The sequence below is a fragment of the Scandinavium hiltneri genome (genome assembly GCF_024764835.1).
In the GTDB taxonomy this organism is placed as follows: Bacteria; Pseudomonadota; Gammaproteobacteria; order Enterobacterales; family Enterobacteriaceae; genus Scandinavium; species Scandinavium hiltneri.
This window is the reverse complement of the sequence record NZ_JALIGE010000071.1, coordinates 62,319-89,145: the sequence shown is the minus strand read 5'-3', so window position 1 is coordinate 89,145 and position 26,827 is coordinate 62,319. Positions and strand designations below refer to the sequence as shown.

Below are 26,827 nucleotides of genomic sequence, written 5' to 3'. Positions count from 1 at the left end.
TCAGAATCCTATGACCAGGTATCTGGCTGCAACGACAGTATTAACTAATGGCGCACCAGTTTTTGAGTTACGAGCAGCAAAGCCGGCGGCAGTAATCGGTCCAGAACCGATCGCATAAGGTGAGTAAATAATCGGGTTGGTGTCGGTGGCATAGCTGCTGTTTGCCTGTGTTGCGTCCGAGAACATAACAGTATTCGGGAATGAAGTCGGAAGGGTTACATTCAGGTTGCCATCACTTGTTGTAGTGGCGTTGGCATTTCCGCATGCCAAGATGAACGGCCCAATTTTCAGAATGACGTAGCCACTCCCCGCGTTAAACGATATCCCCAGATTACCGAGGAATGACGTTGCGTTAGCAATATCGCTGCCGTTAGCGGTTTTCTGCATTGCACCAGCAGCTTTAGTTACCGTATCTACCAAACCGACCTTTAAGATAATGCGGCGTTCGTCCTTGCCCGGCGCGCGTTCTGCCCTTTGCGGTATGAAAACCACCTTTGCCGGGCGTATAACTCCGTCAATAAACGAGCAAATAATCATCTTGCAAAGCACAACCCAAAAATGAGCGGATAGTGAACTGATATTCGCCTGTTTAATAAGCCGTGTTGTGTGAGGCAGCAGCCAGTCATGTTAAATGGCTCATATACGGTACAGCCTGGACAATGGCGCTTGCCCATTAACCACGGAGTTCACCGGATGAGTGATTTTCACCACGGCGTGCAGGTGCTCGAAATTAACGACGGCACCCGCGTCATTTCCACGGTCGCGACCGCAATCGTCGGCATGGTCTGTACGGCCAGCGATGCAGACGAAGCGACATTCCCCCTCAACAAGCCGACCCTGATTACCAATGTGCAGAGCGCCATTGCGAAAGCCGGTAAAAAAGGCACGCTGGCTGCATCCCTGCAGGCCATCGCAGACCAGTCAAAGCCCGTCACTGTTGTCGTGCGTGTTGCCGAAGGTGTTGACGATGACCCCGATGCGGCACAGGCGCAGACCATTTCCAATATCATCGGCGGCACGGATGAAAATGGTCAGTACACTGGCCTGAAAGCGCTGTTGACCGCAGAAGCGGTGACCGGCGTCAAACCCCGCATTCTCGGCGTGCCGGGTCTCGATACGCTGGAGGTCGCAACCGCCCTCGGGTCTGTGTGTATCAGCCTGCGAGCATTTGGCTATATCAGTGCATGGGGCTGTAAGACCATTTCTGAGGCTATCGAATATCGCGAGAATTTCAGCCAGCGCGAGCTGATGGTCATCTGGCCTGATTTCCTCTCATGGGATACCACAGCGAACGCCACCGAAACAGCTTACGCCACGGCGCGTGCACTCGGCTTGCGTGCCTATATCGACCAGACGGTCGGCTGGCACAAAACCTTATCGAACGTCGGCGTGCAGGGCGTCACCGGTATCAGTGCCTCAGTCTTTTGGGATTTGCAGGCATCCGGCACCGATGCTGACCTGCTCAACGAGGCGGGAGTGACGACGCTAGTGCGCAAGGATGGTTTCCGCTTCTGGGGTAACCGTTGCTGCTCTGATGACCCGCTGTTCCTGTTTGAGAACTACACCCGCACCGCGCAGGTGCTGGCCGACACGATGGCTGAGGCGCACATGTGGGCGGTCGATAAGCCCATCACCGCCACGCTGATTCGTGACATTGTCGACGGCATCAATGCCAAATTCCGCGAACTGAAATCTAACGGCTACATCGTGGACGGCGAATGCTGGTACGACGAAGAGTCGAACGACAAGGAAACCCTCAAGGCCGGAAAACTGTATATCGATTACGACTATACGCCGGTTCCGCCACTGGAAAGCCTGACCCTGCGCCAGCGTATCACCGATAAATATCTGGTGAACCTGTCCGAATCGGTCAACAGCTAAGGAGCCTGAAATAACATGGCACTTCCCCGCAAACTTAAATATTTGAACATGTTCAATGACGGCCTCAGTTACATGGGCGTCGCCGAATCCGTGACGCTGCCAAAACTGACCCGCAAGCTCGAAAACTATCGCGGCGGTGGTATGAACGGTTCCGCCTCGATTGACCTCGGCATCGACGATGATGCATTGACGGTCGAATGGTCTCTCGGTGGTCTGCCTGATGTGGCGCTGTGGGCGCAATACGCCGCTCCGGGTGCCGATTCTGTACCCCTGCGTTTCGCGGGCTCCTATCAGCGCGACGATACCGGCGAGATTATCCCGGTCGAGGTGGTCATGCGCGGTCGTCATAAAGAAATCGACGGTGGCGAGCTTAAGCAGGGTGAAAACACGTCGACCAAGTTGTCGACCGTCTGCACCTATTACCGCCTCACAATTGACGGTAGCGACATTATCGAAATCGATGTCGTGAACATGGTCGAGAAGGTGAACGGCGTCGACCGGCTGGAGCAGCACCGCCGCGCTATCGGTCTGTAATCCCCTGACCGGTCGGCACCGCTGGCCGGTTAAAACCTCCATTCAGAACAGAGATAAACATCATGGCAAAAAGAAACACGGCACCTGAATTTGTCGACAACGCAGGCACAGAAATCGAAAGCGTAAACCCGAACGTCGTCACTCTCGACATGCCAATTAAGCGCGCCGGCCAGACGATTGATAAGGTCACCCTGATTGAGCCGAACGCCGGAACACTGCGCGGTGTCAGTCTGGCGGCGGTGGCACAGTCCGAAGTTGATGCGCTGATTAAAGTCCTGCCGCGCATGACCTATCCCGCGCTCACCGAAACCGAGCTTTCAGCAATGAAACTGCCCGACCTGCTGCAACTTGCCGGTAAGGTGATTGGTTTTTTGTCACCGGCTTCGGCGCGCTGAATTTCCCCCCGACCCTGTCGGTCGATGACCTGATGGCGGATATCGCAGTGATTTTTCACTGGCCGCCATCAGAGCTCTACTCCCTGAGCCTGACCGAGCTCATCACATGGCGCGACAAGGCGCTGCAGCGTAGCGGAAACCACAATGAGCAATAACTTAAGACTTGAGGTTTTGCTGAAAGCGGTCGACCAGGCGACCCGACCGCTTAAATCCATTCAGACCGCGAGTAAAACCCTGACGGGGGATATTCGCGAGACACAAAAAGGACTGCGTGATCTGAATGGCCAGGCGGCGAAAATTGACGGCTTTCGCAAGGCCAGTGCACAACTGGCCGTGACCGGTCAGTCACTGGAAAAGGCAAAGCGGGAAGCCGAAGAACTTGCGACTCAGTTTAAAAACACCGAACGGCCAACGCGCGCGCAGGCGCAAGTGCTGGAATCAGCAAAACGCGCCGCCGATGGCCTGCAGGTGAAATACAACAGCCTCACCGAATCCGTGAAGCGCCAGCAACGCGAACTGGGTGCCGTGGGTATTAATACCCGCAATCTGGCGAATGACGAGCGCGGTTTAAAAACCCGCATCAGCGAGACAACGGCACAACTCAACCGGCAACGTGAGGCACTGGCGCGGGTCAGTGAACAGCAGGCGAAATTAAATCGAGTCAAAGAGCGTTACCAGAAAGGGAAGGATCTCGCCGGGAACATGGCGGCGGCCGGTGCTGCCGGGGTCGGTATCGCGACGGCTGGCACGATGGCCGGGGTCAAGCTGATGATGCCAGGCTTCGACTTTGCGCAGAAAAATTCCGAGCTGCAGGCAGTGCTCGGGGTCGGTAAGCAATCGCCAGAAATGCAGGCGCTACGTAAACAGGCGCGCCAGCTCGGCGACAATACTGCCGCCTCTGCCGATGATGCAGCCAGTGCGCAAATTATTATTGCGAAAGGTGGTGGCGATGCTGCCGCCATTCAGGCCACAACGCCGGTGACCTTAAACATGGCGCTAGCCAATCAGCGCACGATGGAAGAAAACGCCGCGCTGCTGATGGGTATGCGCTCTGCATTTCAGCTTTCTAATGACAAGGTTGCTCACATTGGCGACGTTCTGTCGACGGTAATGAATAAAACCGCTGCCGATTTCGACGGGCTAAGTGATGCGCTGACCTATGCCGCGCCGGTGGCTAAAAACGCCGGTGTCAGCATTGAAGAAACTGCCGCAATGGTGGGCGCGCTTCATGACGCCAAAATCACCGGCTCGATGGCAGGTACCGGGAGCCGTGCAGTATTAAGTCGCCTGCAGGCACCAACCGGCAAAGCGTGGGATGCGCTCAAAGAGCTGGGCGTCAAAACCTCCGACAGCAAAGGCAATACACGCCCAATATTTACCATCCTCAAGGAAATGCAGGCCAGCTTTAAGCGCAACAACCTCGGCACCGGCCAGCAAGCTGAATACATGAAAACGATATTCGGTGAGGAAGCCAGCTCATCAGCCAATGTGCTGATGACTGCAGCGGCCAGCGGAAAGCTTGACCAGCTCACCGCCGCCCTGAAAACCTCGGACGGTAAAACCGAGGAACTGGTTAAGGTGATGCAGGATAACCTCGGCGGCGACTTCAAAGAATTTCAGTCTGCTTATGAGGCGGTCGGCACTGACCTTTTTGACCAGCAAGAGGGCGCGCTGCGTAAGCTCACCCAGACTGCTACGGGGTATGTTTTAAAACTCGACGGCTGGATCCAGAAAAACAAAGACCTCGCACAGACTATCGGCATTATCGCCGGTGGTGCGCTGGCGCTGATTGGCATCATTGGCGGGATTGGCCTTGTTGCGTGGCCGGTGGTGATGGGGATTAATGCCATCATTGCCGCCGCTGGCGTGCTGGGTACGGTCTTTACGGTCACCGGTAGCGCCATTGTGACCGCGCTTGGGGCAATTACCTGGCCGATTGTGGCAATTGGGGCGGCTTTCGTTGCGGCGGCCCTGCTCATCCGCAAATATTGGGAACCCATCAGCGCATTTTTCTCGGGGGTGATTGAGGGCATCATGAGTGCCTTTGCGCCAGTCGGGGAAATGTTCGCTCCACTGGCACCCATCTTTGACGGTCTCGGAGAGAAACTGCGCGGCGTCTGGCAATGGTTTAAGGACCTTATAGCACCAGTCAAGGCCACACAGGAAACGCTCGATAGCTGCAAAAATGTTGGCGTCGTTTTTGGGCAGGCGCTGGCATCCGCCCTGATGGCACCATTGAACATGTTCAACAAGCTGCGCAGCGGAGTCGACTGGCTTCTCGAAAAGCTGGGCATTATTAACAAGGAATCGGAAAACCTCGACCAGACCGCCACTAAAACCAATGCAGCCACGCAGGGTAATTCCTACATTCCTGCCACCAGTAGCTATGGTGGTTATCAGGCTTATCAGCCCGTCACCGCACCGGCAGGAAGCTCCTACATCGACCAGAGCAAAAGCGAATACAACATCACACTGCCGGGTGGCGTAGCGCCGGGTCATCAACTTGACCGCCAGCTACGCGACACGCTCGAACAGATTGAACGTGATAAACGTGCGCGCCAGCGTGCCAGCATGCGCCATGACTGAGGGAGGATAAAACGATGATGTTAGCGCTTGGAATGTTTGTGTTTGAACGCCGCACGCTGCCCTATCAGTCAATGCAGCATTCAAAAGATTACCGATGGGTTTCAAATGACCGGGTCGGCATGCCGCCTGCGTATCAGTTTCTTGGTGAGGGGGAAACCTCCCGTCAGCTTGGCGGAACTCTTTACCCGGCCATTACTGGTGGCCGGATTTCCTTGCGAGCGGTTGAGCTGATGGCCGACGAAGGTAAAGCGTGGCCGTTAATTGAGGGAACGGGTGACATTTTCGGGATGTATATCGTCGATAAGGTATCGACCACGCACACTGAATTTTTCAGTGACGGCGCGGCCAGAAAGATTGAATTCACACTTTCACTGAAACGTGTCGACGACTCCCTGACGGCGATGTTTGGTGACCTCAATAAACAGGCCAGTGACCTTCTCGGTGCTGCCGGTAACCTGAAAGGGCAATTACAAGGTGCACTCGGAGGGCTGACAGGATGATAACAGGCATGACCATTGATGCCGGTGCTACCCTCGCACCGGCATTCATGCTGACGCTGAACAGCCAGGACATTACCAGCAATTTTAGTGACAGGCTGATTTCGCTGATCATGACCGACAATCGGGGTTTTGAAGCTGACCAGCTCGATATTGAGCTCGATGATACTGACGGAAAAGTCGAGTTACCCCTGCGCGGGGCAGTGCTGACACTGTGGCTTGGCTGGCAGGGGTCGGCGTTGCTGAATAAGGGTAATTTTACAGTCGATGAAATCGAACACCGGGGCGCACCAGACACTCTGACCATCCGGGCGCGTAGTGCTGACTTTCGCGGAACGCTCAATTCCCGGCGTGAAGAGTCATGGCACGACACCACCCTCGGTGAACTGGTCAGCACTATTGCAAAGCGCAACAAACTGACGGCCAGCGTCGCGGAAACTCTCAGTGCAATCGCGGTACCACACATTGACCAGTCGCAGGAATCCGACGCCGTATTTCTGACCCGGCTGGCTGACCGTAATGGCGCAGCGGTCTCGGTGAAAGCGGGGAAGTTGCTGTTTCTGAAAGCGGGTAGTGCAGCGACGGCCAGCGGGAAACCCATTCCGCAATTGACACTGACCCGCAGCGATGGTGACCGCCATCAGTTTGCCATCGCTGACCGGGGGGCTTATACCGGCGTGACGGCGAAATGGTTACACACGAAAGACCCTAAGCCGCAAAAGCAGAAAGTGACGCTGACCCGAAAGCCAAAAGAGCAACATCTGCGCGCACTGCAGCACCCAAAAGCGAAACCTGTCAGCAAAAAGACCACGGCGAAAAAGGAGCAGGAAGCACGCGAGGGTGAGTATATGGCCGGGGAAGCCGATAACGTGCTGGCGCTGACGACAATCTACGCCTCAAAAGCGCAGGCAATGCGTGCCGCTCAGGCTAAGTGGGATAAATTGCAGCGTGGCGTGGCGGAGTTCTCAATCTCGCTGGCATACGGTCGCGCCGATTTATTCCCTGAGACACCGGTGCGGGTTTCAGGCTTTAAGCGCGTCATAGACGAGCAGTCATGGTTAATCAGTAAGGTAGCGCATAATCTGAATAATAGTGGCTTCACGACGGGCTTAGAGCTTGAGGTTAAGCTTTCTGACGTGGAGTACAGTACTGAATCGGATGAACAATAAAATATATTCACTATAAGTGAATTAATGATTATCATTGATTCATTATTTGTGAGTAATGGGGTGAGTTATGTTTCATTGTCCGAAGTGCCATCATGCCGCACATGCACGAACAAGCCGCTATTTAACCGACAATACGAAAGAGCGATACCACCAGTGCCAGAACATCAACTGCAGTTGTACGTTTATGACAATGGAAACTATTGAACGCTTTATTGTCACTCCGGGAGCAATTGACCCGGCACCACCTCACCCGACTGTTGGTGGTCAGCGGCCATTATGGCTCTGATAGATTTCCTCATAATACCCGCCGAGTGCGGGTTTTTTTATGGCGTAATGAAACTGATTTGTCGATTGGCGAAAGAATCGAAAAAAAAAGTGCTGCGACATTTTTGCGACACTCACAGATTAGTTAGCAAAAAGGCCACTCGTGAGAGTGGCCTAACTGTATGTATTTACTGCTAAAATTTGGTGGCCCCTGTTGGGTTTGAACCAACGACCAAGCGATTATGAGTCGCCTGCTCTAACCACTGAGCTAAGGGGCCGTGGGCGGGAATTATAATGGAACTCTGGGCACCAATCCAGTAAATGCGCTACGGGTGCTGTTTTTATAAACAATGGCTAATCAATCTCTTATACTTCACGCATGATCCATTTAGGCGAGTCATGTCATGGTTAGCGATATTCTTCAGCCGGGGCTGCGAGTTGTGTTCTGCGGCATCAATCCGGGCAAGTCCTCTGCGCACCTGGGTATGCCCTTTGCACATCCCGCCAATCGCTTCTGGAAGGTTCTTCATTTGGCTGGGTTTACCGACAGGCAGCTCAAGCCTGAGGAAGCGCTGCAGATGCTTGATTACGGCTGTGGCGTGACCAAACTCGTAGACCGGCCAACGGTTCAGGCGAGCGAGGTAGGGCTGCACGAGCTGCGTGAGGGCGGGCGTGGGCTGATTACGAAAATGCAGGATTATCAGCCGAGGGCGCTGGCTATTTTGGGTAAGCAGGCATTTGAACAAGCGTTCAGCCAGCGCGGTGCGAAATGGGGCAAGCAAGAGGTGACGGTAGGGGACACCGAAGTGTGGATTTTGCCGAACCCGAGTGGTTTAAGCCGAATTACGCTGGATAAGCTGGTTGAGGCGTATCGCGAGTTGGACCAGGCTCTGGTGGCGAGAGGACGGTAAGTCTTCTGCGCTATGATGCCCTCTCACAGGGAGAGAGCATCATACAAATTGTAGGCATAAAAAAAGCTCCACTTCGGGAGCTTTTTACGTTTACCTGGAATTAATCGTCCAGGAAGCTACGCAGCACTTCAGAGCGGCTTGGGTGGCGCAGTTTGCGCAGAGCCTTCGCTTCGATCTGACGGATACGTTCGCGGGTAACGTCAAACTGTTTGCCCACTTCTTCCAGCGTGTGGTCGGTGTTCATATCGATACCGAAACGCATACGCAGGACTTTCGCTTCACGCGCGGTGAGACCCGCCAGCACGTCGTGCGTTGCGGCACGCAGGCTTTCAGTGGTCGCAGAATCCAGCGGCAGCTCGAGGGTGGTATCCTCGATGAAATCACCCAGATGCGAATCTTCATCGTCGCCGATTGGCGTTTCCATGGAGATTGGCTCTTTAGCAATTTTCAGCACTTTACGGATTTTGTCTTCCGGCATCAGCATACGCTCAGCCAGTTCTTCCGGCGTCGGTTCACGACCCATTTCCTGCAGCATCTGACGGGAGATACGGTTGAGTTTGTTGATAGTCTCAATCATATGCACCGGAATACGGATGGTGCGCGCCTGATCCGCGATGGAGCGGGTGATAGCCTGACGGATCCACCAGGTTGCGTAGGTGGAGAACTTGTAACCACGACGGTATTCGAACTTATCAACCGCTTTCATCAGGCCGATGTTACCTTCCTGAATCAGGTCGAGGAACTGCAGACCACGGTTGGTGTATTTCTTGGCGATCGAAATAACCAGACGTAAGTTTGCTTCCACCATCTCTTTCTTCGCACGACGAGCTTTCGCTTCACCGATGGACATCCGACGGTTGATGTCTTTTACCTGTTCGATGGTCAGGCCGGTTTCTTCTTCAATCTGTTGCAGTTTCTGCAGGCTGCGCTGTACGTCGTCTTTGACGTCGTTCAGTTTTTCAGACCACGGCTTGTTCATTGCAACCGCTGCGTTGAACCAGGTTTCGCTGGTCTCGTTGCTGGTGAACAGAGTAATGAAGTTTTTCTTCGGCATTTTGCACTGTTCAACGCACAGCTTCATGATGATACGTTCTTGAATACGAACGCGTTCCATCATGACTCGCATACTGTTGACCAGATAGTCGAACTGTTTTGGCACCAGGCGGAACTGTTTGAAGACTTCAGACAGTTTCTTGATCTCTTCCTGAGATGCTGCGTGGGTGCGTCCCTTGGCCTTGATGGTGTCACGCGCCAGTTCGTACTGGGTGCGCAGTTCGCCGAATTTTTCACGCGCGAGTTCAGGGTCGATGCTGTTGTCATCGTCGCTGGAATCGTCGTCGTCTTCTTCGTCTTTCTCTTCGTCGTCGTCTATCTCTTCCTGAGAGAGTTCAGAACCGACGTTAGTAGCAGTAGGCGCCAGGTCTTCTTCAGCGTTTGGATCGACGAAGCCGGTGATCAGGTCAGACAGACGCGCTTCCGCGGCTTCAACGCGGTCGTACTGCTCAAGCAGATAGGTGATGGCTTCCGGGTATTCCGCAACGGAGCACTGTACCTGGTTGATGCCGTCTTCAATACGCTTGGCGATGTCGATTTCGCCTTCGCGGGTCAGCAGTTCAACGGTACCCATTTCACGCATGTACATGCGCACCGGATCGGTGGTACGTCCGATTTCAGATTCAACGCTGGACAGCACCTGCGCGGCAGCTTCTTCCGCGTCCTCGTCGGTGTTGTTCGAGTTTTCAGCCAGCAGGAGATCATCGGCATCCGGTGCTTCTTCCATCACCTGAATGCCCATGTCATTGATCATTTGGATGATGTCTTCGATCTGATCGGAGTCGACGATATCTTCCGGCAGATGGTCATTGACCTCGGCATAGGTCAGATAGCCTTGCTCCTTGCCCTTGGTAACAAGAAGTTTAAGCTGTGACTGCGGGTTTTGCTCCATAAGACGGTATCCACACTTAATTCATTGATTGGTGTCGGTCGGCGAAAACAAGTTACCGACTTTTAAAGCGAGGGCCTGCTTATATTATTGCCGCTGCGCCTCGGTGCGGCCTTCGGGATCGTCCCGATTGATATTCGGCACTTAAGCCGTTAAATTCATTTTTTTGCCAGTTCCTGGTTCAATGTCCAGAGCTCCCGGCGTTCTTCACTGCTTAAACCGTGTGTGCGGTCACGAGCTATCAACTCTTCTTGCCGCAGGACCAGCAGTGAATCAAACATATGGTTTAGTGAGTCGGTGAACGTGTTCTCAGCAATTTCCTTATCTGCTATATCGTCCCACATCGACAGTTTTTCAAGGGTGGCGGCTTCATTTGTGCCGCGATACTGCTCAAGCAGTTGGCCGGTAGTCAGTCCTGGCTGTGACACACAAGTGTTGACCAGTTCAGAAAATAAGCCAAGTCCAGGCAGCTTTTTCGGATCAAGCCCGGTTAATGGCGGCACCAGGCCTGCCAGTTCCGGGTTTTGCACCAGTAACCCTATCAGTATACGCATGGTCGTGCGTTTTAGCTGGGGAGTGGGGCGAGCTGTGCCACTTTCTGCTTGTTTTGGCATTAAACGCTCAAGTTGAGCGTCTTCGAGAATGCCCAGCTTTTTCCCCAACTCCTGGCGCAAATAAATGCGCAGCGTTTCGCCCGGAACCTGAGTGATTAGCGGCAGCGCCAGCGTACTCAACTGCGCGCGCCCATCCGGGGTACTCAAATCGACCTGCGGCATCAGGCTGTTAAACAGAAACGTGGAGAGCGGCTGAGCCTGCTCCATCCGCGCTTCAAATGCCGCTTTACCCTCTTTACGCACCAGCGTATCCGGGTCTTCGCCGTCAGGCAGAAACATAAATCTTAGCTGACGGCCGTCGGTCATGTACGGCAGCGCCGTTTCCAGGGCACGCCAGGCAGCATCGCGTCCTGCGCGGTCGCCGTCGTAACAGCAGACGACGTTATTCGTCACCCTGAACAGCAGTTGGATATGGTCGGCGGTGGTGGAGGTGCCCAGCGACGCAACGGCATAATTAATGTCGTATTGCGCCAGTGCAACCACGTCCATATAGCCTTCGACCACCAGCAGACGCTGCGGTTCAGCTTCAGTTTGCTGCGCTTCATAAAGGCCATACAGCTGGCGGCCTTTATGGAAAATATCGGTTTCCGGGGAGTTGAGGTATTTCGGCGTGCCATCGCCCAGCACACGACCACCAAAACCAATCACCCGGCCACGCTTGTCGCGGATCGGGAACATCACCCGTTCGCGGAAGCGATCGTAACTGCGCCCTTTATCATTGGTCACCAACATGCCCGCATCGGTCAGCGATTGCTGATTTTCGCGGTTGTTGCCAAAACGCTTTAAGACGTTGTCCCAGCCTGGCGGCGCATAGCCAATCGCAAATCGGGCGATGACTTCGCTGCTTAAACCACGCTGCGTCAGATACTGACTTGCAGGTTTGGCGGTGGGCTGATTCAGGGATTGCTGATAAAACGCGCTCAGACCTTCCATTAATTGATAGAGACTTTGCCGCTGATGGCGTTCTATCTGGGTCGGGCCAGAGCCAGCTTCGTACGGGACTTCAAGGTTGTGCATGGCCGCCAGTTCTTCGACGGTTTCCACGAACTCGAGCTTGTCGTAGTTCATCAGAAAGTCGACGGCGTTTCCGTGCGCACCACAGCCGAAGCAGTGATAAAACTGTTTCTCACCGTTGACGGTGAACGAAGGCGTTTTTTCGTTATGGAAGGGACAACACGCGTGAAAATTTTTGCCCTGTTTTTTCAGCTTTACCCGCGCGTCGATGAGATCGACGATGTCGGTTCTTGCCAACAGGTCATTGATAAAGACACGTGGGATACGTCCAGCCATAAGCCTCGCATTTTCATACGCGTCATCCTTCAGCTTAGATGCAACCTGAATGCTATAGCGTATGCAGATGTATAAACGAAAATAAGCCGCGCATTCCTTCCGGAAGCACGGCCTTTACAGCTTGAACTCAGTCTGGAATGAGAGCGTGCGCTCTCAACAGATTAGTACAGACGAGTGCGGCGTGCGTTTTCGCGAGCCAGTTTCTTCGCGTGACGTTTCACAGCAGAAGCTTTAGCGCGCTTACGTTCGGTAGTCGGTTTTTCATAGAACTCACGACGACGAACTTCCGCCAGAACACCCGCTTTTTCACAGGAACGCTTGAAGCGACGCAGTGCTACGTCGAACGGCTCGTTTTCACGTACTTTAATTACCGGCATGTAACTCTCACCTTTGATAAATTCGGTTTGCCGCTGGCATCAACGCCAGCTTATTTCAAAATGGTGCGGAATTTTACTGCAACTGCTGCTGCTTTGTAAAGCACCAATGCCGTTTTTGAACGGGACTTTTGTAAGGGGTGTGAGTATACACGAACTCGCCCCTCAGGGTATACATCGACCCGCATTCACCCTAAACTGCGCGGTATTGAAATGAGGTAAAACGAACCATGCGCGTACTGGGAATCGAAACATCCTGCGATGAAACCGGCATTGCCATTTATGACGATGTTCAGGGGCTGTTAGCCAACCAATTGTATAGTCAGGTGAAACTGCACGCTGACTACGGCGGCGTGGTGCCGGAGCTGGCCTCCCGCGACCACGTACGTAAAACCGTTCCGCTGATCCAGGCGGCGCTGAAAGAAGCGAATCTGACGGCAAAAGATATTGATGCAGTGGCTTACACCGCCGGTCCTGGACTGGTCGGTGCGCTGTTAGTGGGGGCAACTATCGGTCGTTCACTGGCGTTTGCCTGGAACGTGCCGGCCATTCCTGTGCACCATATGGAAGGCCATCTGCTGGCACCAATGCTGGAAGATAACCCGCCTGAATACCCGTTTGTGGCGCTGCTGGTCTCCGGCGGCCACACGCAGCTGATCAGCGTGACCGGTATTGGCGAGTATGCTCTGCTCGGTGAATCCATTGATGATGCCGCGGGTGAAGCGTTCGACAAAACCGCGAAACTGCTGGGTCTTGATTACCCAGGCGGCCCGATGCTGTCGAAAATGGCGGCGCAGGGCACCGAAGGGCGCTTTGTGTTCCCGCGTCCGATGACTGACCGTCCTGGGCTTGATTTCAGCTTTTCCGGCCTGAAGACCTTTGCGGCCAACACCATTCGTGCCAATGATAACGACGATCAGACCCGCGCTGACATCGCGCGTGCGTTTGAAGATGCGGTAGTGGATACGCTGATGATCAAATGCCGTCGTGCGCTGGATCAGACCGGCTTTAAGCGTCTGGTGATGGCGGGTGGTGTGAGCGCTAACCGCACGCTGCGCACGAAGCTCGCGGAAATGATGCATAAGCGTAAGGGCGAAGTGTTTTACGCGCGTCCGGAGTTTTGTACCGATAACGGCGCGATGATCGCCTATGCCGGTATGGTGCGTCTGAACGCGGGGGCGAGCGCCGATCTCGGCGTCACCGTCCGTCCGCGCTGGCCGCTGGCGGAATTGCCTGCGGCATAATTACTGTGCCCGGTGGCGGCTACGCCTGACCGGGCCTACGTGATTCCGTGGCAGGTCCGGCAAGCGTAGCGCCGCCGGGCAATATTCCACACTCAATAACTACGCTTTCAACATTCCCTTATCTTCCAAAAACGCGATGATCGTCGCGAGTCCATCCCCGGCTTTCAGGTTGGTGAACGTCCACGGGCGCTCGCCGCGCATCCGGTTGGTATCACGCTCCATTACCTCCAGCGATGCCCCGACGTATGGCGCGAGATCGGTTTTATTGATCACCAGGAAATCGGATTTGGTGATCCCCGGCCCGCCTTTGCGCGGGATTTTTTCCCCTTCGGCGACGTCAATCACGTAAATTGTCAGGTCTGCCAGTTCTGGGCTGAAGGTCGCGCTGAGGTTATCTCCGCCACTTTCGACGAAAATAACCTCAAGATTGCCGAATTTCTCGCTTAATGCTTCTACTGCCGCAAGATTCATCGACGCGTCTTCGCGGATCGCCGTGTGTGGGCATCCGCCGGTTTCGACGCCGACAATGCGGTCCGGCTCCAGTGCGCCCGCTTCGGTGAGAATGCGCTGGTCTTCTTTGGTGTAGATATCGTTTGTGACCACCGCCAGATGGTACGTGTCACGCATCGCTTTACACAGCGCTTCCAGCAGGGCGGTTTTACCGGAACCGACAGGGCCGCCGACGCCAACACGCAGCGGGTGTTTGTAACTTGCCATATCTTCTCCTCAGGAACGGAATATGCGGGAATACTGAGTTTCGTGACGCGCCGAGGCGATGGCCGACAGCGGCGTCGCAGAACCCATCAATTCGTCAGGGCAGTTCAGCCCGCGTTCTACGCCTGCGGCGTACTGCTCGCAGAGCGACATAATCAATTTTTGTGCGGCCTGCTGGCCGAAAGGCACCAGCTTCACGCCCGCCATCACCGCGCTTTCAATCCAGCTGTAGCCGAGCGCCAGCGCCAGCTCTCGCAGTTCGATACCCCAACGCACACCCAGCCACGCCATGCCGCACAGCTGGCTTTGGTTAAACAGCCCACGCCATTCGGCAGGGCACGCCGGCTGCCAGTCGTACAGCAGACGCGTAAATGCCTGGCCGCGATTACGTTCTTCTTCGCGTAGCTCGCGCGTTTCCCGACACGCCAGCAGCCATGCGGTCCAGCGCGTAGCGGTCTCAACGTCATCCTGTTCCCAGGCGTGATACAGCCGGGCGAACAGCGGCAGGTCGACATGAAAAAAACTCTGCTCCATCTGCTGCGTTTGCCAGTGGGCGAAGGCGGCGGTATCGGCAATCCAGCCCGCTTCCACTGCCCATTCCAGCCCTTGCGACCAGCTGTAGCCGCCCACCGGCAGGTTGCTGCTCGCCAGTTGTAATAATCGCAGCCGCTGCGTGGTGTCAGTCATCAGTGGCTGTGCGAATGTGAATGGCCGTGGTGGTGGTGCCCTTGCGCTTCGCTGGTATACGCCCCGGCTTCCGGTTCGAACGGCAGATGCGCAAAGGTCACGGTCAGACCAAACTGGCGCAACATGTCGTCGAGCACGTGGTCGTGATGAAAACGCAGTTCGCCGGGCATGATTTGCAGCGGCACGTGGCGGTTGCCGAGGTGATAACAGGCTTTGGCGAGCTGGAACGGATCATCGCAGCGCACTACCGACACGCCCTCATCGGCGGCAATCACTTCGATAAACTCGCTGCCGTCTTCGCAGGCCAGGATATCGCCGCCGCGCAGCAGCAGGCCGCGAGGCAGCATCAGCCCGGCTTCGCGTCCGTCGCTGAGTGTCACTTTGGCGCGGCTTTTGACCCGCACATCAATCGGCAGCGTAACGCTGGCAGTCAGTTGATGAGCGTGATCGACACGCTGAGTCAGATACAGCATCGTTGCTCCTTAAAACAGAAAATAGCGTTGCGCCATCGGCAGCACGTCCGCTGGCTCGCTGGTGACCAGTTTCCCGTCGATCCGCACTTCATAGGTCTGTGCATCGACGGTGATATTGGGCTGCAGGCTGTTGTGGATCATGTCGGCTTTCTTCACCGTTCGGCAGCCTTTCACCACTGCGGTCTGGCTTTTTAAGCCCAGCTGCTGCGGCACGTTGTTATCGAGTGCCGCCTGGGAAAGAAACGTCAGGCGACAGTGATGGCGAGCCGCGCCGAGCGAGCCAAACATCGGGCGGTAATGCACCGGCTGCGGCGTGGGAATCGAGGCGTTGATGTCGCCCATTGGGGCCATCACAATCATCCCGCCTTTAACGATAGCGGCGGGTTTCACGCCAAAGAAAGCGGGTGACCACAGCACCAGATCTGCCATTTTTCCGGATTCAATGGATCCGACTTCATGCGCAATGCCGTGGGTCAGCGCCGGATTGATGGTGTACTTGGCGATATAGCGCTTCACGCGGACGTTATCGTTATCGCCCCGTTCCTCTTCAAGTGCGCCGCGCTGTACCTTCATTCGGTGCGCCACCTGCCAGGTGCGTAAAATCACTTCGCCCACGCGGCCCATTGCCTGAGAGTCGGATGAGGTCAGGGAAAAGGCGCCGAGGTCGTGCAGCACGTCTTCGGCGGCGATGGTTTCTCGGCGAATGCGCGATTCGGCAAAGGCTACATCTTCGGCGATATCCGGCGACAGGTGATGGCACACCATCAGCATATCCAGATGCTCGTCGATGGTGTTAACGGTGTACGGCAGCGTCGGGTTGGTGGACGAGGGCAGAATGTTCGGATGCGCACAGGCGGTGATGATGTCCGGCGCATGGCCGCCACCCGCGCCTTCGGTATGGAACGTGTGGATGGTGCGGTCGCCAATCGCCGCCAGAGTATCTTCGACAAAACCGGATTCGTTCAGCGTATCGCTGTGCAGCGCCACCTGAATATCCATCTCCTCGGCCACGGTCAGCGAGCAGTCGATGGCGGCGGGCGTTGCACCCCAGTCTTCGTGAATTTTCAGGCCGATAACGCCTGCCGAAACCTGCTCGCGCAGCGTTTCCGGGTTCGAGCCGTTACCTTTGCCGAGCAGGCCGATATTCACCGGCAGGCTGTCAACAGCTTGCAGCATCCGGCTGATATACCACGGCCCCGGCGTACAGGTGGTAGCGTTAGTGCCGGCCGCCGGACCCGTGCCGCCGCCGATCATGGTGGTTACGCCGGAGACCAACGCTTCTTCCGCTTGCTGTGGGCAAATCCAGTGAATGTGGGTATCGACGCCGCCTGCGGTGACGATTTTACCTTCGGCGGCGATCACTTCGGTGCCCACGCCAATCGGGATCGTAACGTTGGGCTGGATATCCGGGTTGCCCGCTTTACCCACGGCGAAGATCCGCCCGTTTTTCACGCCGATATCCGCTTTCACGATCCCCCAGTGATCGACGATCAGCGCGTTGGTTAGCACCAGATCGACGCAATCTTCGCCGAGCATTTGCCCCTGGCCCATGCCGTCGCGGATCACTTTTCCGCCACCGAATTTGACCTCTTCGCCGTAGGTGGTGAAGTCGTCTTCCACTTCAATCCACAGCTCGGTGTCGGCCAGCCGTATTTTGTCGCCGGTGGTGGGGCCAAACATGTCGGCATACGCCTGGCGGGAAATTTCGGTCATGGTTTTGTCTCCAGTTCGCCCATCACCTCGCCACGAAAGCCGAAGATGCGCTTATCGCCAGCGACAGCCACCAGTTCGATTTCATGTTTTTGGCCCGGCTCAAAGCGTACGGCGGTGCCTGCCGCGATGTTCAGCCGAAAGCCTTTACATGCTTCCCGGTCGAATTTCAGCGCAGGGTTCACCTCGTAAAAGTGATAATGCGATCCCACCTGGATCGGGCGGTCGCCGTGGTTTTCGACGATCGTTTTACGCGTTTCGCGGCCTACGTTCAGGGCAATGTTGCCGCTCTGGATCTTGTATTCACCGGGGATCATGGCGAGGTCCTCAGAGTATCGGGTTATGTACGGTGACCAGTTTGGATCCATCAGGAAACGTGGCCTCGATCTGAATATCCGGGATCATCTCCGGGACGCCTTCCATCACCTGGGAGCGGGTCAGCACGTGGCGGCCGTCTTCCATTAGCGAGGCCACGGTTTTACCGTCGCGCGCACCCTCCATAATGAAAGCGCTAATCAGCGCCACCGATTCGGGATAATTGAGCTTCACGCCGCGGGCGAGGCGACGTTCCGCCACCAGGGCCGCGGTAAACAGCAGCAGCTTGTCTTTTTCTCTGGGCGTCAGTTCCATAGCGTTCTCTCAGGTCAGCCAGATTCGGGGGAGGAAAGGGGATTTATTCAGCAGCTGTGGGCGCAGCGCCTGCCAGATCTCACGCATCGCGCGCTGGCAAATCAGGTTATCATGCGATAAAAAACGCACCGCCAGCAGGCCTTCGACCAGCGTGGCTCCGGCAAAAGCGTCGAGCGGGGCAAGTCGGTCACGGACCTCATCGAGCATGGTTTCATTGGCCGGATAAAACAGCAGGCTGCCAATCCACGGCTTTTCTGCCACGGCGCTCAGGTCACCATCAGCAAGATGCAGGCGCTCAATCAGCAGCGGCGAACCGTTCTTCCACACTTCAAGTCGGTTGGTTATCTCACCGTGACTGAACGTTTCGCCGATAACCGGCCGCCCCAGGCAATATAGCTCCCAGGCCAGCAGGCGCGCGCCTTCCTGCAAATGAAACACGCTGTGTAACGTGGCGTTCGCCCCGGGAAAAAAGAGGGTGTCCTGCGGCAGCCACTCCAGAATGGCGTTTTCCGCCAACTCAAAATGCTGACTCAGCCGCGCCTGTGGACCGTGGCTGCGATAAAACTTGCTGGCACCGGGCATGGTGATAAGGGTATGGGTATTGGGTTCGAGGGTCACGCTGATATCCAGCGTATCGCCGCCGACAACCCCACCGGGCGGGTGTAGCAGATAAAGATGGCAGGTGGAGCCTTCAGGATAGAAAGGGCGTTGTACGGTCAGTGGACCGAAATGACGTGCGGAGGCCAGCACCGTTTTCTCCGGCGTGTGGCAAAACAGCAGGGCAAGCGTGGCGTGCCAGCCCGTTTTTTCACTCTCCCGTTCCGCGCCAGACACCGTGGCACCCCTGCAATAGCGTGATTAATCAGACGCTAATGAGTATGGATCAGCCGGGGAAGTTCGCGGTCATAGGAAAGACTTATGATGTTAAGGAATAATAATAACGGGTGTCGCCGCCCGAACGGCGGCGAAGGAAAGGCTATTCCTGCGGTTTATTTTTGCGCTTCAGGCGTGCCCAGATTTTGGTTTCCTGACGACGCCATAAACGCTGGATGTTGTCATGATGGCGCAGCAGGATCAGGCACGAGAGCATAGAAACCGGGAAGGTGTACTGTGGCATAAACCACCACACGTAGAACGGGGCCACCAGTGCGCTGACGATGGCGCCCAGCGACGAATAGCCGCTCAGCAAAATAGTCAGCAGCCAGGTGCCTGCCATCACGCCGGTGAGATCCCAGCCGATGGGTGCAATCGCACCGAAAGCCGTGGCCACGCCTTTCCCGCCGCGGAATCCGAAGAAAATGGGCCAGATATGGCCGAGGCATGCTGCAATGGCGACGAGGCCGAGCCAGAACGGGGTGAAACCCAACGCCCAGGCACCCCAGGTCGGCAACATGCCTTTGAGGATGTCGAAGGTAAGTACTGCTACGGCTGCTCCCTTGCCGCCAATTCGTAAAACGTTGGTCGCTCCGGGATTACCGGAACCGCTTACACGTGGGTCAGGCAGACCCGCGATGCGGCAGACCAGAATGGCGCTGGAAATTGAGCCGCAAAGATAGGCGAGGAAGACCATTCCAGGCTCGATTGCACTCATAACGCTGTTCCGTTTTGAAAATGTATCGGTATTCTCTTCATCTGTGGATAATACGCATATTTTGCCGGAAGTGGTATCCGGCACGGACAAAAAGCAGGCGGGGCGTGATGGATATTGTATTTATAGAGCAACTTTCGGTCATCACCACAATTGGTGTTTACGACTGGGAACAGACCATCGAACAGAAGCTGGTGTTCGATATCGAAATGGCGTGGGACAACCGTAAATCCGCCGCCAGCGATGACGTTAATGATTGTCTGAGCTACGCCGATATTAGCGAAGCGGTCATTGCGCACGTTGAAGGGGGACGTTTCGCGCTGGTGGAACGCGTGGCGGAGGAAGTCGCCGAAATCCTTCTGACGCGCTTTAACTCGCCGTGGGTACGCATCAAGCTGAGCAAACCCGGAGCCGTGGCGCGCGCGGCCAACGTTGGCGTCATCATTGAGCGTGGCGCTAATCCGAAAGCGTAAGAATAGATTCATCCAGGTTAAACGAAACGCCGATACATATGTCTTAAAGCTGGTTCCAATTTTCAGCTTCTTTTTTTCTATTATTTAAGGGTTTATTAATGAGCGATATGCACTCGCTGCTGGTAGCGGCCATCCTGGGTGTTGTCGAAGGACTGACGGAGTTTTTACCCGTTTCCAGCACCGGCCACATGATTATCGTCGGCCACCTGCTGGGCTTCGAAGGCGAAACGGCAAATACGTTTGAGGTAGTTATCCAGCTAGGATCGATCCTCGCCGTTGTGGTGATGTTCTGGCGTCGTCTGTTTGGCCTGATCGGCATTCATTTTGGTCGTCCGCCGGTCCATGAAGGCGAAGGCACCGGGCGTCTGTCGCTTATTCACGTGCTACTGGCGATGTTCCCGGCGGTGGTGCTGGGCCTGGTGTTACACGATTTTATCAAGTCTTTGTTCAACCCGGTTAACGTGATGTACGCGCTGATTGTCGGCGGCGTATTGCTGATAATGGCCGAGGTCTTTAAACCGAAAGAGCCGCGCACTGCGGGTCTGGATGATATGACTTATCGTCAGGCGTTTCTGGTGGGTTGCTTCCAGTGTCTGGCGCTGTGGCCGGGCTTCTCTCGCTCGGGTTCAACCATTGCGGGCGGGATGCTGCTGGGCATCAGCCGCTATGCGGCGGCGGAGTTTTCCTTCCTGCTGGCAGTGCCAATGATGATGGGGGCCACGGCGCTTGATCTGTACAAGAGCATCGGATTCCTGAGCAGCTCTGACATTCCGATGTTTGCCGTGGGCTTCGTGACGGCGTTTGTGGTCGCGCTGATCGCTATCAAAGCGTTCCTGCATATCATCAAACGCATCACGTTCATTCCATTCGCCATCTACCGCTTTATCGTCGCGGCCGCGGTTTACGCCGTGTTCATGTAACCTGCGGGCAGCGTTTTTCCTTCCACTGCGCGACGGCCTCTATCCGGTGTCGCGTCAGTTCTTCCCGCACTTCTGGCCCTTTAAATCCGGCATCAATGACCGGTTTGGTCGGTACCGCTTTTGCCACTTCCCACGCTTCAAGCAGTAAACGCCCTTGCGCATAATCACAGGCTTCAAACCCGGTACGCCCGCGCACGTCGGCTTCGCTGGTCAGCGCCAGCTGCGTCACGCGCTGCGGTTTTCGCCAGGCATCGATGGAATCAAACAGCTTCACCAGCGTCGCCGGTTTGAGGATAGGCAGGGTATGAATGAGGTCGTGGAATTCCGCGACCAGTTTCGCGAGATCGCGCATTTCATTCGGCACGCGCAGACGCGCGCAGAGCTGCTCCACGAGTTTAACGCCAGCCGGACCGTGACCGTGGTGACGAGGCCAGAGTTCTTTCGGCGTTAGTCCTTTGCCCAAGTCATGGCACAACGTGGCGAAACGCACGTCCAGTGCGGGCGTCAGCATCGCGGCCATCGTCAGCGTCATCAGGGTATGCACGCCGGTGTCGATTTCAGGATGCCACTTGGCCGGCGCGGGTACGCCGTACAGAGCATCAATTTCCGGGAACAGCACTTTCAACGCGCCGCAGTCGCGCAGGGTCTGGAAATAAACCTGCGGATTACGTGTCCCGAGTGCGTTTTCGGTTTCCTTCCACACGCGTTCCGGGGTGAGGTGTTCCAGCTCGCCTGCGGCGGTCATGTCGCGCATCAGCGCCATCGTTTCATCAGCAATGCGGAAGCTTAAATGCGCATAGCGGGCGGCGAAACGGGCGACGCGCAGGACGCGCAAAGGGTCTTCACTGAACGCGGGGGAAACGTGGCGCAGCAGGCGGTTTTGCAGGTCCTGTTGGCCGTTATACGGGTCGACAATCTCGCCGTTATCGTCCTGGGCGAGGGCGTTAACGGTCAGGTCACGGCGCAGTAAATCTTGTTCAAGGGTCACGTCTGGCGCGGCATAGCAGGTAAAACCGGTGTAACCGGAACCTGATTTTCGCTCGGTGCGAGCCAGGGCGTATTCTTCGTGGGATTTCGGATGGAGAAAAACAGGAAAATCGCGACCTACCTGCTGGTAGCCCGCGTCGAGCATTTGCTGCGGTGTAGCGCCGACAACGACCCAATCTTTGTCTTTGACCGGCAGGCCTAACAACGCATCGCGAACTGCACCACCGACCAGATATGTCTTCACGCCAACCTTCTCCTCTCACTGTTTATCCGACGATAATACGTAAGTGTAGAGGAGATGGCTAATCGGGCCGCCGTGGGGCGTTAGTTCATCCAGCGATCTTTGCGTTTGCGGCTCGGCACCAGCATTGGCAGAACCAGGCCGAGGAGCAGACCCACGCCCAGCACACCGCCGCCGTACATAAACCATTGCATAATGATGGTGCGCTGTTTGTCATCCAGCTGCAGATTGGCGGCACTCACCTTTTTCTGCGCCACGATGAGCTCATTTTTCAGCTTCTGATTTTGGTCTTTCAGCCCGTTAATCACGCCGTCGCTCTCGGCAACTTTCTTCTGCATATCCGCAGTGCGTTGATTCCAGGTGGTATCGATATTGGTCAGCTTATCGGTCAGCGTTTTGACCTGGCTTTCCAGATCCGGTACGCGCGTTTTAAAGCTCGGCTCGCTGGTCAGCTCTTTTAACGGGATCCATGCAGTACGCCCGTTACTGTCGCGAACCTGGCCATATTGGGTGGCGTCGTTGGTTTGCAGCAGAGTGACGGCTTCACCTGCGGTAACGGTACCGGCAAGGCGATAGTTATCGCCAGGGCCACTGCGTACCCAGGTGTTCAGTTCGTCAGAGACGTAACGTGTTTCTTCAGCGTGAACCACGGCGGAAACGCTAAGTGCAAATAAAGTTAATCCAATCAGGCGTAATTTAGGCATCAGGTCATTCGTTATTGTCATAAAGTGAATCGATAGTAATGGCATCAGTCTGACGATGCCAGGCATTCTCCGGCAATCGGAATCCTCCAGGAGGACGTTGCATGGGAAAGTACCGCGAAATACACTCTACTGACAAAAAAGATGCGCGGAAGTTCGGCGTAATGTTCAATCCAGGCAATGCAACCATAAGAAATCAGTCATGGATCAGGAAATCGAATTGAAGTTCATCGTTGAGCAGGACGGCGTCGAGACGCTGCGCACCCAGCTCAACGCCCTCTCCGCGGAGCATGTTCCAGCCGCTCAACTCCTCAATATTTACTACGAAACCGCCGATAACTGGCTGCGCCGCCACGATATGGGGCTGCGGATCCGCGGCCATAACGGTCGCTATGAAATGACGATGAAAATCGCCGGGAAAGTGGTGGGCGGTTTGCATTCGCGCCCGGAATACAACATTGACCTTGATAAAGCCGAACTGGCGCTGGAAAAGCTGCCCGCTGAAGTCTGGCCTGAAGGCACGCTGCCACCAGAACTCGCTTCGCAGGTGAACCCGCTGTTCAGCACCGATTTTTATCGCGAAAAATGGCTGGTGAATCACAACCAGAGCCGCATCGAACTGGCATTGGATTTGGGCGACGTAAAAGCCGGAAGCCACCAGGAGCCGATTTGCGAGCTGGAACTGGAACTGCTGCACGGTAATGTAGAAGACATTCTGGACGTGGCAGAACAGCTGCTTTCTGCAGGCGTGCTGCGTCAGGGCAGTCTGAGCAAAGCGGCGCGCGGCTATCACCTGGCGGCGGGTAATGCCGAGCGTGCCATGAAAAAGGCTGATTTCACTGACCATGATAACGCGGCGCTCGAAGCGGCGCTGGCCCACTGGCAGTATCACGAAGAGCTATGGCTGCGTGGCAATGCGAAAGCCAAAACCGAAGTGTTGAAAGCGGTGGAGTTTATTCGCGCCAGCCTGCAACGCGAGCACGAGATGGCCGCTGAACAAATGGCGCAAATTGGCGACGCGATTTCTGCGGCTTCCAGCGCAAAGGATGCGGCATTTAAACCGCAAATTGCGCAAGCCAAACTGATGCTGACGGCTTTTCTGGTCACCGGACGATAGCGAAACGAGGTAATCATGACGCCGTTTTCTTTGCAGTTACAGCAGCACTGGCAGACGGTGGTCGACCGGCTGCCGACAGATTTCCCGTCCGACGCCCTTAGCCCGCAGGCGCAAGCGGCGATGACCTTCAGCGATTTTATCAGCCAAAGCCTGGTCGCTTATCCGGCGTGGCTTAGCGAGCTGGAGAACACTCCGCCACAGGCCGATGAATGGCTGCATTACGCCGCCTGGTTGCAGGACGCGCTGGCGAACGTCAGTGATGAAAATAGCCTGATGCGCGAGCTGCGTCTGTTCCGTCGCCGCGTGATGGTGCGCATTGCCTGGGCGCAGGCGCTTTCTCTTATTTCCACTGAAAGCAGTTTGCAGCAGTTGAGTCATCTGGCTGAAACGCTGATCGTCGCCGCGCGCGACTGGCTGTACGACGCCTGCTGCCGGGAATGGGGCACGCCGTGCAACGCCGACGGCAAGCCGCAGCCGCTGCTGATTTTAGGTATGGGCAAACTCGGCGGCGGTGAGCTGAACTTTTCTTCTGACATCGACCTGATTTTTGCCTGGCCGGAGCACGGCTCAACCCAGGGCGGGCGGCGTGAACTCGACAACGCGCAGTTCTTTACCCGCATGGGGCAACGGCTAATTAAGGCGCTGGATCAGCCAACGATGGACGGTTTTGTCTATCGCGTGGATATGCGTCTGCGTCCGTTTGGCGAAAGCGGGCCGCTGGTGTTGAGCTTCGCCGCGCTGGAAGATTATTACCAGGAGCAGGGCCGCGACTGGGAACGCTATGCGATGGTCAAAGCACGGATCATGGGCGAGAGGGAAGGCGTATACGTCGACGAACTGCGCGCGACGCTGCGTCCGTTCGTGTTCCGCCGCTACATCGATTTCAGCGTGATCCAGTCGCTGCGTAATATGAAAGGCATGATCGCCCGCGAAGTGCGCCGTCGTGGCCTGAAAGACAATATTAAGCTCGGCGCCGGTGGCATTCGCGAAATCGAATTTATCGTGCAGGTGTTCCAGCTGATCCGCGGGGGGCGTGAGCCGTCACTGCAAGGGCGCGCCTTGCTGCCAACGCTGGAAGCTATTGATGCGCTGCATCTTTTGCCGGAAGGCGAGGCGCAACTGCTGCATGACGCCTACCTGTTCTTACGCCGCCTGGAAAACCTGCTACAAAGCATTAATGACGAACAGACGCAAACTCTGCCGCAGGACGACCTGAACCGGGCGCGACTGGCGTGGGGCATGGGCCTCGCCGACTGGGATGCGTTGACGCAGGCCCTGGATGCGCACATGGCCCACGTGCGGCAGATTTTCAACGCGCTGATTGGCGATGACGAAGAGACCTCGGCGGATGAACAGCTGTCTGAGCACTGGCGCGAGCTGTGGCAGGATGCGTTGCAGGAAGACGACACCTCGCCAGTGCTGACGCATCTCACTGACAGCGACCGTAATCAGGTGCTGGCGGTGATTGCTGATTTCCGCAAAGAGCTCGACAAACGCACCATCGGCCCGCGCGGGCGTCAGGTGCTTGATTCGCTGATGCCGCATTTGCTCAGTAACGTGTGCAGCCGGGAAGATGCCCCGGTGCCGCTGGCGCGCATCATGCCGCTGCTTACCGGGATCGTCACACGTACCACTTATCTCGAACTGCTGAGCGAATTCCCGGGTGCGCTCAAACATCTGATTCGCCTTTGCGCCGCGTCGCCGATGGTGGCGAGCCAGCTGGCGCGCTATCCGCTGCTGCTGGATGAGCTGCTCGACCCGAACACGCTGTACCAGCCAACGGCTACCGACGCCTATCGCGACGAACTGCGCCAGTATCTGCTGCGTGTGCCGGAAGAAGATGAAGAGCAGCAGCTCGAAGCGCTGCGTCAGTTTAAGCAGGCGCAGCTGTTGCGCGTTGCCGCGGCGGATATCGCTGGCACGCTACCGGTCATGAAAGTGAGCGATCACTTAACCTGGCTGGCGGAAGCGATGATCGACGCGGTGGTTCAGCAGGCCTGGGTGCAAATGGTGGCCCGTTTTGGACAGCCTCGCCATCTTGCAGAGCGTCAGGGGCGTGGTTTTGCAGTAGTGGGCTACGGCAAACTCGGCGGTTGGGAGCTGGGTTACAGTTCCGATCTCGATCTGGTGTTTTTACACGACTGCCCGGTGGAAGTGATGACCGATGGCGAACGTGAAATCGACGGGCGTCAGTTCTATCTGCGCCTGGCTCAGCGCATCATGCATCTGTTCAGCACCCGCACCTCCTCGGGCATCCTGTACGAAGTGGACGCTCGCTTACGTCCGTCCGGCGCGGCAGGTATGTTGGTCACGACCACCGAGGCCTTCGCCGATTATCAACATAATGAAGCCTGGACCTGGGAGCATCAGGCGCTGGTTCGCGCCCGCGTGGTGTACGGCGATCCGCAGCTGCAATCGCAGTTTGATGCGATTCGCCGCGACGTGCTGACCGTTTCCCGTGAAGGCGAAAAGTTGCAAACCGAAGTCCGCGAAATGCGCGAGAAAATGCGGGCACATCTTGGGGGCAAACATCGCTACCGCTTTGATATTAAAGCTGATGAAGGCGGCATTACGGATATTGAGTTTATTACCCAGTATCTGGTGCTGCGTTTCGCTCACGATAAACCGAAGCTGACCCGCTGGTCGGATAACGTGCGCATTCTCGAACTGCTCGCACAAAACGACATAATGGACGAGCAGGAAGCGCTAGCCCTTAGCCGGGCATACACTACGCTGCGCGATGCGTTGCATCATCTGGCATTGCAGGAAGAGGCCGGGCACGTAGAGCCGGAGGCCTTTGCGGCGGAACGCGAGCTGGTGCGCGCGAGCTGGCTAAAGTGGCTGGTGGTGTCGTGAGATGTTATTATCGCGCGCAATTAACAAAT

Annotated in this window: 27 protein-coding genes, 1 tRNA gene and 1 pseudogene; 14 read left to right on the top strand and 15 right to left on the bottom strand. The window is 56.0% G+C overall.

Annotation, left to right across the window (positions count from 1 at the left end; genetic code table 11):
* Window positions 1-537 (bottom strand): hypothetical protein, encoded by a 537-nt coding sequence (locus tag MUU47_RS07685; protein WP_258987592.1) that lies wholly within the window; start codon window positions 535-537, stop codon window positions 1-3.
* Between the two features lie 156 nt (window positions 538-693).
* Between MUU47_RS07685 and MUU47_RS07680 the strand changes: the two genes are divergently transcribed.
* The 8 genes from MUU47_RS07680 to MUU47_RS07645 all read left to right on the top strand — a co-directional run bounded on the left by MUU47_RS07680 (window position 694) and on the right by MUU47_RS07645 (window position 7,348).
* On the top strand, window positions 694-1,881 hold the full coding sequence (locus MUU47_RS07680) for a phage tail sheath protein (protein WP_258987590.1): 1,188 nt from the start codon (window positions 694-696) through the stop codon (window positions 1,879-1,881).
* 15 nt (window positions 1,882-1,896) lie between these two features.
* Window positions 1,897-2,415 carry a phage major tail tube protein gene (locus MUU47_RS07675; protein WP_258987589.1) on the top strand — a complete coding sequence of 173 codons (519 nt, stop codon included), beginning with the start codon at window positions 1,897-1,899 and terminating at the stop codon, window positions 2,413-2,415.
* A 62-nt stretch (window positions 2,416-2,477) separates the two neighbouring features.
* Window positions 2,478-2,810: a phage tail assembly protein gene (locus MUU47_RS07670; protein ID WP_258987588.1), complete on the top strand. Its 333-nt coding sequence runs from the start codon at window positions 2,478-2,480 to the stop codon at window positions 2,808-2,810.
* A 32-nt stretch (window positions 2,811-2,842) separates the two neighbouring features.
* Window positions 2,843-2,965 carry a GpE family phage tail protein gene (locus tag MUU47_RS07665; RefSeq protein ID WP_258987587.1) on the top strand — a complete coding sequence of 41 codons (123 nt, stop codon included), beginning with the start codon at window positions 2,843-2,845 and terminating at the stop codon, window positions 2,963-2,965.
* Window positions 2,955-5,396 (top strand): phage tail tape measure protein, encoded by a 2,442-nt coding sequence (locus MUU47_RS07660; protein WP_258987586.1) that lies wholly within the window; start codon window positions 2,955-2,957, stop codon window positions 5,394-5,396. The genes MUU47_RS07665 and MUU47_RS07660 overlap by 11 nt, the downstream gene beginning before the upstream one ends.
* Window positions 5,397-5,410: 14 nt before the next feature.
* Window positions 5,411-5,896, top strand: coding sequence for a phage tail protein (locus MUU47_RS07655; RefSeq protein ID WP_258987585.1), 486 nt, complete (start codon window positions 5,411-5,413; stop codon window positions 5,894-5,896).
* Entirely contained in the window at window positions 5,893-7,062 is a 1,170-nt protein-coding gene (locus MUU47_RS07650; RefSeq protein ID WP_258987584.1) for a phage late control D family protein, read from the top strand. Before MUU47_RS07655 ends, MUU47_RS07650 begins: the two co-directional genes overlap by 4 nt.
* Window positions 7,063-7,129: 67 nt before the next feature.
* Window positions 7,130-7,348, top strand: a complete 219-nt coding sequence (locus tag MUU47_RS07645; protein WP_258987583.1) for a DNA-binding transcriptional regulator — start codon at window positions 7,130-7,132, stop codon at window positions 7,346-7,348.
* Between the two features lie 180 nt (window positions 7,349-7,528).
* On the opposite strand, the gene MUU47_RS07640 is transcribed toward MUU47_RS07645, so the two are convergent.
* Window positions 7,529-7,604 (bottom strand) — tRNA-Ile (locus MUU47_RS07640).
* Between the two features lie 126 nt (window positions 7,605-7,730).
* Here MUU47_RS07640 and mug point away from each other — a divergent pair.
* A complete protein-coding gene (gene mug / locus MUU47_RS07635; protein WP_258987582.1) occupies window positions 7,731-8,237 on the top strand; it encodes a G/U mismatch-specific DNA glycosylase in 507 nt (168 codons plus the stop codon).
* A 100-nt stretch (window positions 8,238-8,337) separates the two neighbouring features.
* Here mug and rpoD read toward each other — a convergent pair whose 3' ends face one another.
* The 3 genes from rpoD to rpsU form a co-directional block, all read right to left on the bottom strand.
* Window positions 8,338-10,182, bottom strand: coding sequence for an RNA polymerase sigma factor RpoD (rpoD, locus tag MUU47_RS07630; RefSeq protein ID WP_258987581.1), 1,845 nt, complete (start codon window positions 10,180-10,182; stop codon window positions 8,338-8,340).
* Between the two features lie 155 nt (window positions 10,183-10,337).
* Entirely contained in the window at window positions 10,338-12,083 is a 1,746-nt protein-coding gene (dnaG, locus tag MUU47_RS07625; protein ID WP_258987580.1) for a DNA primase, read from the bottom strand.
* 161 nt (window positions 12,084-12,244) lie between these two features.
* Entirely contained in the window at window positions 12,245-12,460 is a 216-nt protein-coding gene (gene rpsU, locus MUU47_RS07620) for a 30S ribosomal protein S21 (RefSeq protein WP_001144069.1), read from the bottom strand.
* Window positions 12,461-12,687: 227 nt separating this feature from the next.
* On the opposite strand from rpsU, the gene tsaD reads away from it, so the two are divergent.
* A complete protein-coding gene (tsaD, locus tag MUU47_RS07615; RefSeq protein WP_258987579.1) occupies window positions 12,688-13,701 on the top strand; it encodes a tRNA (adenosine(37)-N6)-threonylcarbamoyltransferase complex transferase subunit TsaD in 1,014 nt (337 codons plus the stop codon).
* 99 nt (window positions 13,702-13,800) lie between these two features.
* On the opposite strand, the gene ureG is transcribed toward tsaD, so the two are convergent.
* The 8 genes from ureG to plsY all read right to left on the bottom strand — a co-directional run bounded on the left by ureG (window position 13,801) and on the right by plsY (window position 19,506).
* A complete protein-coding gene (ureG, locus tag MUU47_RS07610) occupies window positions 13,801-14,418 on the bottom strand; it encodes an urease accessory protein UreG (protein WP_258987578.1) in 618 nt (205 codons plus the stop codon).
* A gap of 9 nt (window positions 14,419-14,427) precedes the next feature.
* Window positions 14,428-15,102: an urease accessory protein UreF gene (locus MUU47_RS07605; RefSeq protein ID WP_258987577.1), complete on the bottom strand. Its 675-nt coding sequence runs from the start codon at window positions 15,100-15,102 to the stop codon at window positions 14,428-14,430.
* Window positions 15,102-15,575, bottom strand: coding sequence for an urease accessory protein UreE (gene ureE, locus MUU47_RS07600; RefSeq protein WP_258987576.1), 474 nt, complete (start codon window positions 15,573-15,575; stop codon window positions 15,102-15,104). The genes MUU47_RS07605 and ureE overlap by 1 nt, the downstream gene beginning before the upstream one ends.
* A 9-nt stretch (window positions 15,576-15,584) precedes the next feature.
* The gene (gene ureC / locus MUU47_RS07595; protein WP_258987575.1) at window positions 15,585-17,288 is read right to left on the bottom strand and encodes an urease subunit alpha; all 1,704 of its coding nucleotides are present in this window, start codon (window positions 17,286-17,288) and stop codon (window positions 15,585-15,587) included.
* On the bottom strand, window positions 17,285-17,602 hold the full coding sequence (locus MUU47_RS07590; protein WP_258987574.1) for an urease subunit beta: 318 nt from the start codon (window positions 17,600-17,602) through the stop codon (window positions 17,285-17,287). The genes ureC and MUU47_RS07590 overlap by 4 nt, the downstream gene beginning before the upstream one ends.
* A 10-nt stretch (window positions 17,603-17,612) precedes the next feature.
* Window positions 17,613-17,915 carry an urease subunit gamma gene (locus tag MUU47_RS07585; RefSeq protein ID WP_258987573.1) on the bottom strand — a complete coding sequence of 101 codons (303 nt, stop codon included), beginning with the start codon at window positions 17,913-17,915 and terminating at the stop codon, window positions 17,613-17,615.
* A gap of 9 nt (window positions 17,916-17,924) precedes the next feature.
* Window positions 17,925-18,749 (bottom strand): urease accessory protein UreD, encoded by an 825-nt coding sequence (locus MUU47_RS07580; RefSeq protein ID WP_374684742.1) that lies wholly within the window; start codon window positions 18,747-18,749, stop codon window positions 17,925-17,927.
* Between the two features lie 142 nt (window positions 18,750-18,891).
* The gene (gene plsY / locus MUU47_RS07575; RefSeq protein WP_258987572.1) at window positions 18,892-19,506 is read right to left on the bottom strand and encodes a glycerol-3-phosphate 1-O-acyltransferase PlsY; all 615 of its coding nucleotides are present in this window, start codon (window positions 19,504-19,506) and stop codon (window positions 18,892-18,894) included.
* A 107-nt stretch (window positions 19,507-19,613) separates the two neighbouring features.
* On the opposite strand from plsY, the gene folB reads away from it, so the two are divergent.
* Together folB and bacA are read left to right on the top strand one after the other, a co-directional pair.
* The gene (gene folB, locus MUU47_RS07570) at window positions 19,614-19,976 is read left to right on the top strand and encodes a bifunctional dihydroneopterin aldolase/7,8-dihydroneopterin epimerase (protein WP_110510440.1); all 363 of its coding nucleotides are present in this window, start codon (window positions 19,614-19,616) and stop codon (window positions 19,974-19,976) included.
* Between the two features lie 98 nt (window positions 19,977-20,074).
* A complete protein-coding gene (bacA, locus tag MUU47_RS07565) occupies window positions 20,075-20,896 on the top strand; it encodes an undecaprenyl-diphosphate phosphatase (protein WP_258987571.1) in 822 nt (273 codons plus the stop codon).
* On the opposite strand, the gene MUU47_RS07560 is transcribed toward bacA, so the two are convergent.
* On the bottom strand, window positions 20,889-22,127 hold the full coding sequence (locus MUU47_RS07560) for a multifunctional CCA addition/repair protein (protein WP_258987570.1): 1,239 nt from the start codon (window positions 22,125-22,127) through the stop codon (window positions 20,889-20,891). The genes bacA and MUU47_RS07560 overlap by 8 nt on opposite strands.
* A gap of 80 nt (window positions 22,128-22,207) precedes the next feature.
* Window positions 22,208-22,828 carry a TIGR04211 family SH3 domain-containing protein gene (locus tag MUU47_RS07555; protein WP_159759964.1) on the bottom strand — a complete coding sequence of 207 codons (621 nt, stop codon included), beginning with the start codon at window positions 22,826-22,828 and terminating at the stop codon, window positions 22,208-22,210.
* Between the two features lie 199 nt (window positions 22,829-23,027).
* On the opposite strand from MUU47_RS07555, the pseudogene MUU47_RS07550 reads away from it, so the two are divergent.
* Window positions 23,028-23,930, top strand: a pseudogene (locus MUU47_RS07550) (CYTH domain-containing protein); the annotation flags it as partial.
* A gap of 27 nt (window positions 23,931-23,957) precedes the next feature.
* Complete coding sequence (glnE, locus tag MUU47_RS07545; RefSeq protein WP_258987569.1) at window positions 23,958-26,798, top strand: bifunctional [glutamate--ammonia ligase]-adenylyl-L-tyrosine phosphorylase/[glutamate--ammonia-ligase] adenylyltransferase; 2,841 nt, start codon at window positions 23,958-23,960, stop codon at window positions 26,796-26,798.
* Window positions 26,799-26,827 lie beyond the last annotated feature (29 nt).

Bases quoted from the DNA above. Each gene is read 5' to 3' on its own strand.
- plsY (WP_258987572.1), bottom strand. From the start codon at position 19,506: ATGAGTGCAATCGAGCCTGGAATGGTCTTCCTCGCCTATCTTTGCGGC.
- tsaD (WP_258987579.1), top strand. From the start codon at position 12,688: ATGCGCGTACTGGGAATCGAAACATCCTGCGATGAAACCGGCATTGCC.
- glnE (WP_258987569.1), top strand. From the start codon at position 23,958: ATGACGCCGTTTTCTTTGCAGTTACAGCAGCACTGGCAGACGGTGGTC.
- MUU47_RS07665 (WP_258987587.1), top strand. From the start codon at position 2,843: ATGGCGGATATCGCAGTGATTTTTCACTGGCCGCCATCAGAGCTCTAC.
- MUU47_RS07670 (WP_258987588.1), top strand. From the start codon at position 2,478: ATGGCAAAAAGAAACACGGCACCTGAATTTGTCGACAACGCAGGCACA.
- ureC (WP_258987575.1), bottom strand. From the start codon at position 17,288: ATGACCGAAATTTCCCGCCAGGCGTATGCCGACATGTTTGGCCCCACC.
- MUU47_RS07605 (WP_258987577.1), bottom strand. From the start codon at position 15,102: ATGACTGACACCACGCAGCGGCTGCGATTATTACAACTGGCGAGCAGC.
- dnaG (WP_258987580.1), bottom strand. From the start codon at position 12,083: ATGGCTGGACGTATCCCACGTGTCTTTATCAATGACCTGTTGGCAAGA.
- MUU47_RS07590 (WP_258987574.1), bottom strand. From the start codon at position 17,602: ATGATCCCCGGTGAATACAAGATCCAGAGCGGCAACATTGCCCTGAAC.
- bacA (WP_258987571.1), top strand. From the start codon at position 20,075: ATGAGCGATATGCACTCGCTGCTGGTAGCGGCCATCCTGGGTGTTGTC.
- ureG (WP_258987578.1), bottom strand. From the start codon at position 14,418: ATGGCAAGTTACAAACACCCGCTGCGTGTTGGCGTCGGCGGCCCTGTC.
- rpoD (WP_258987581.1), bottom strand. From the start codon at position 10,182: ATGGAGCAAAACCCGCAGTCACAGCTTAAACTTCTTGTTACCAAGGGC.
- MUU47_RS07655 (WP_258987585.1), top strand. From the start codon at position 5,411: ATGATGTTAGCGCTTGGAATGTTTGTGTTTGAACGCCGCACGCTGCCC.
- MUU47_RS07675 (WP_258987589.1), top strand. From the start codon at position 1,897: ATGGCACTTCCCCGCAAACTTAAATATTTGAACATGTTCAATGACGGC.
- ureE (WP_258987576.1), bottom strand. From the start codon at position 15,575: ATGCTGTATCTGACTCAGCGTGTCGATCACGCTCATCAACTGACTGCC.
- MUU47_RS07585 (WP_258987573.1), bottom strand. From the start codon at position 17,915: ATGGAACTGACGCCCAGAGAAAAAGACAAGCTGCTGCTGTTTACCGCG.
- MUU47_RS07650 (WP_258987584.1), top strand. From the start codon at position 5,893: ATGATAACAGGCATGACCATTGATGCCGGTGCTACCCTCGCACCGGCA.
- MUU47_RS07680 (WP_258987590.1), top strand. From the start codon at position 694: ATGAGTGATTTTCACCACGGCGTGCAGGTGCTCGAAATTAACGACGGC.
- mug (WP_258987582.1), top strand. From the start codon at position 7,731: ATGGTTAGCGATATTCTTCAGCCGGGGCTGCGAGTTGTGTTCTGCGGC.
- rpsU (WP_001144069.1), bottom strand. From the start codon at position 12,460: ATGCCGGTAATTAAAGTACGTGAAAACGAGCCGTTCGACGTAGCACTG.
- MUU47_RS07685 (WP_258987592.1), bottom strand. From the start codon at position 537: ATGATTATTTGCTCGTTTATTGACGGAGTTATACGCCCGGCAAAGGTG.
- MUU47_RS07660 (WP_258987586.1), top strand. From the start codon at position 2,955: ATGAGCAATAACTTAAGACTTGAGGTTTTGCTGAAAGCGGTCGACCAG.
- MUU47_RS07555 (WP_159759964.1), bottom strand. From the start codon at position 22,828: ATGCCTAAATTACGCCTGATTGGATTAACTTTATTTGCACTTAGCGTT.
- folB (WP_110510440.1), top strand. From the start codon at position 19,614: ATGGATATTGTATTTATAGAGCAACTTTCGGTCATCACCACAATTGGT.
- MUU47_RS07645 (WP_258987583.1), top strand. From the start codon at position 7,130: ATGTTTCATTGTCCGAAGTGCCATCATGCCGCACATGCACGAACAAGC.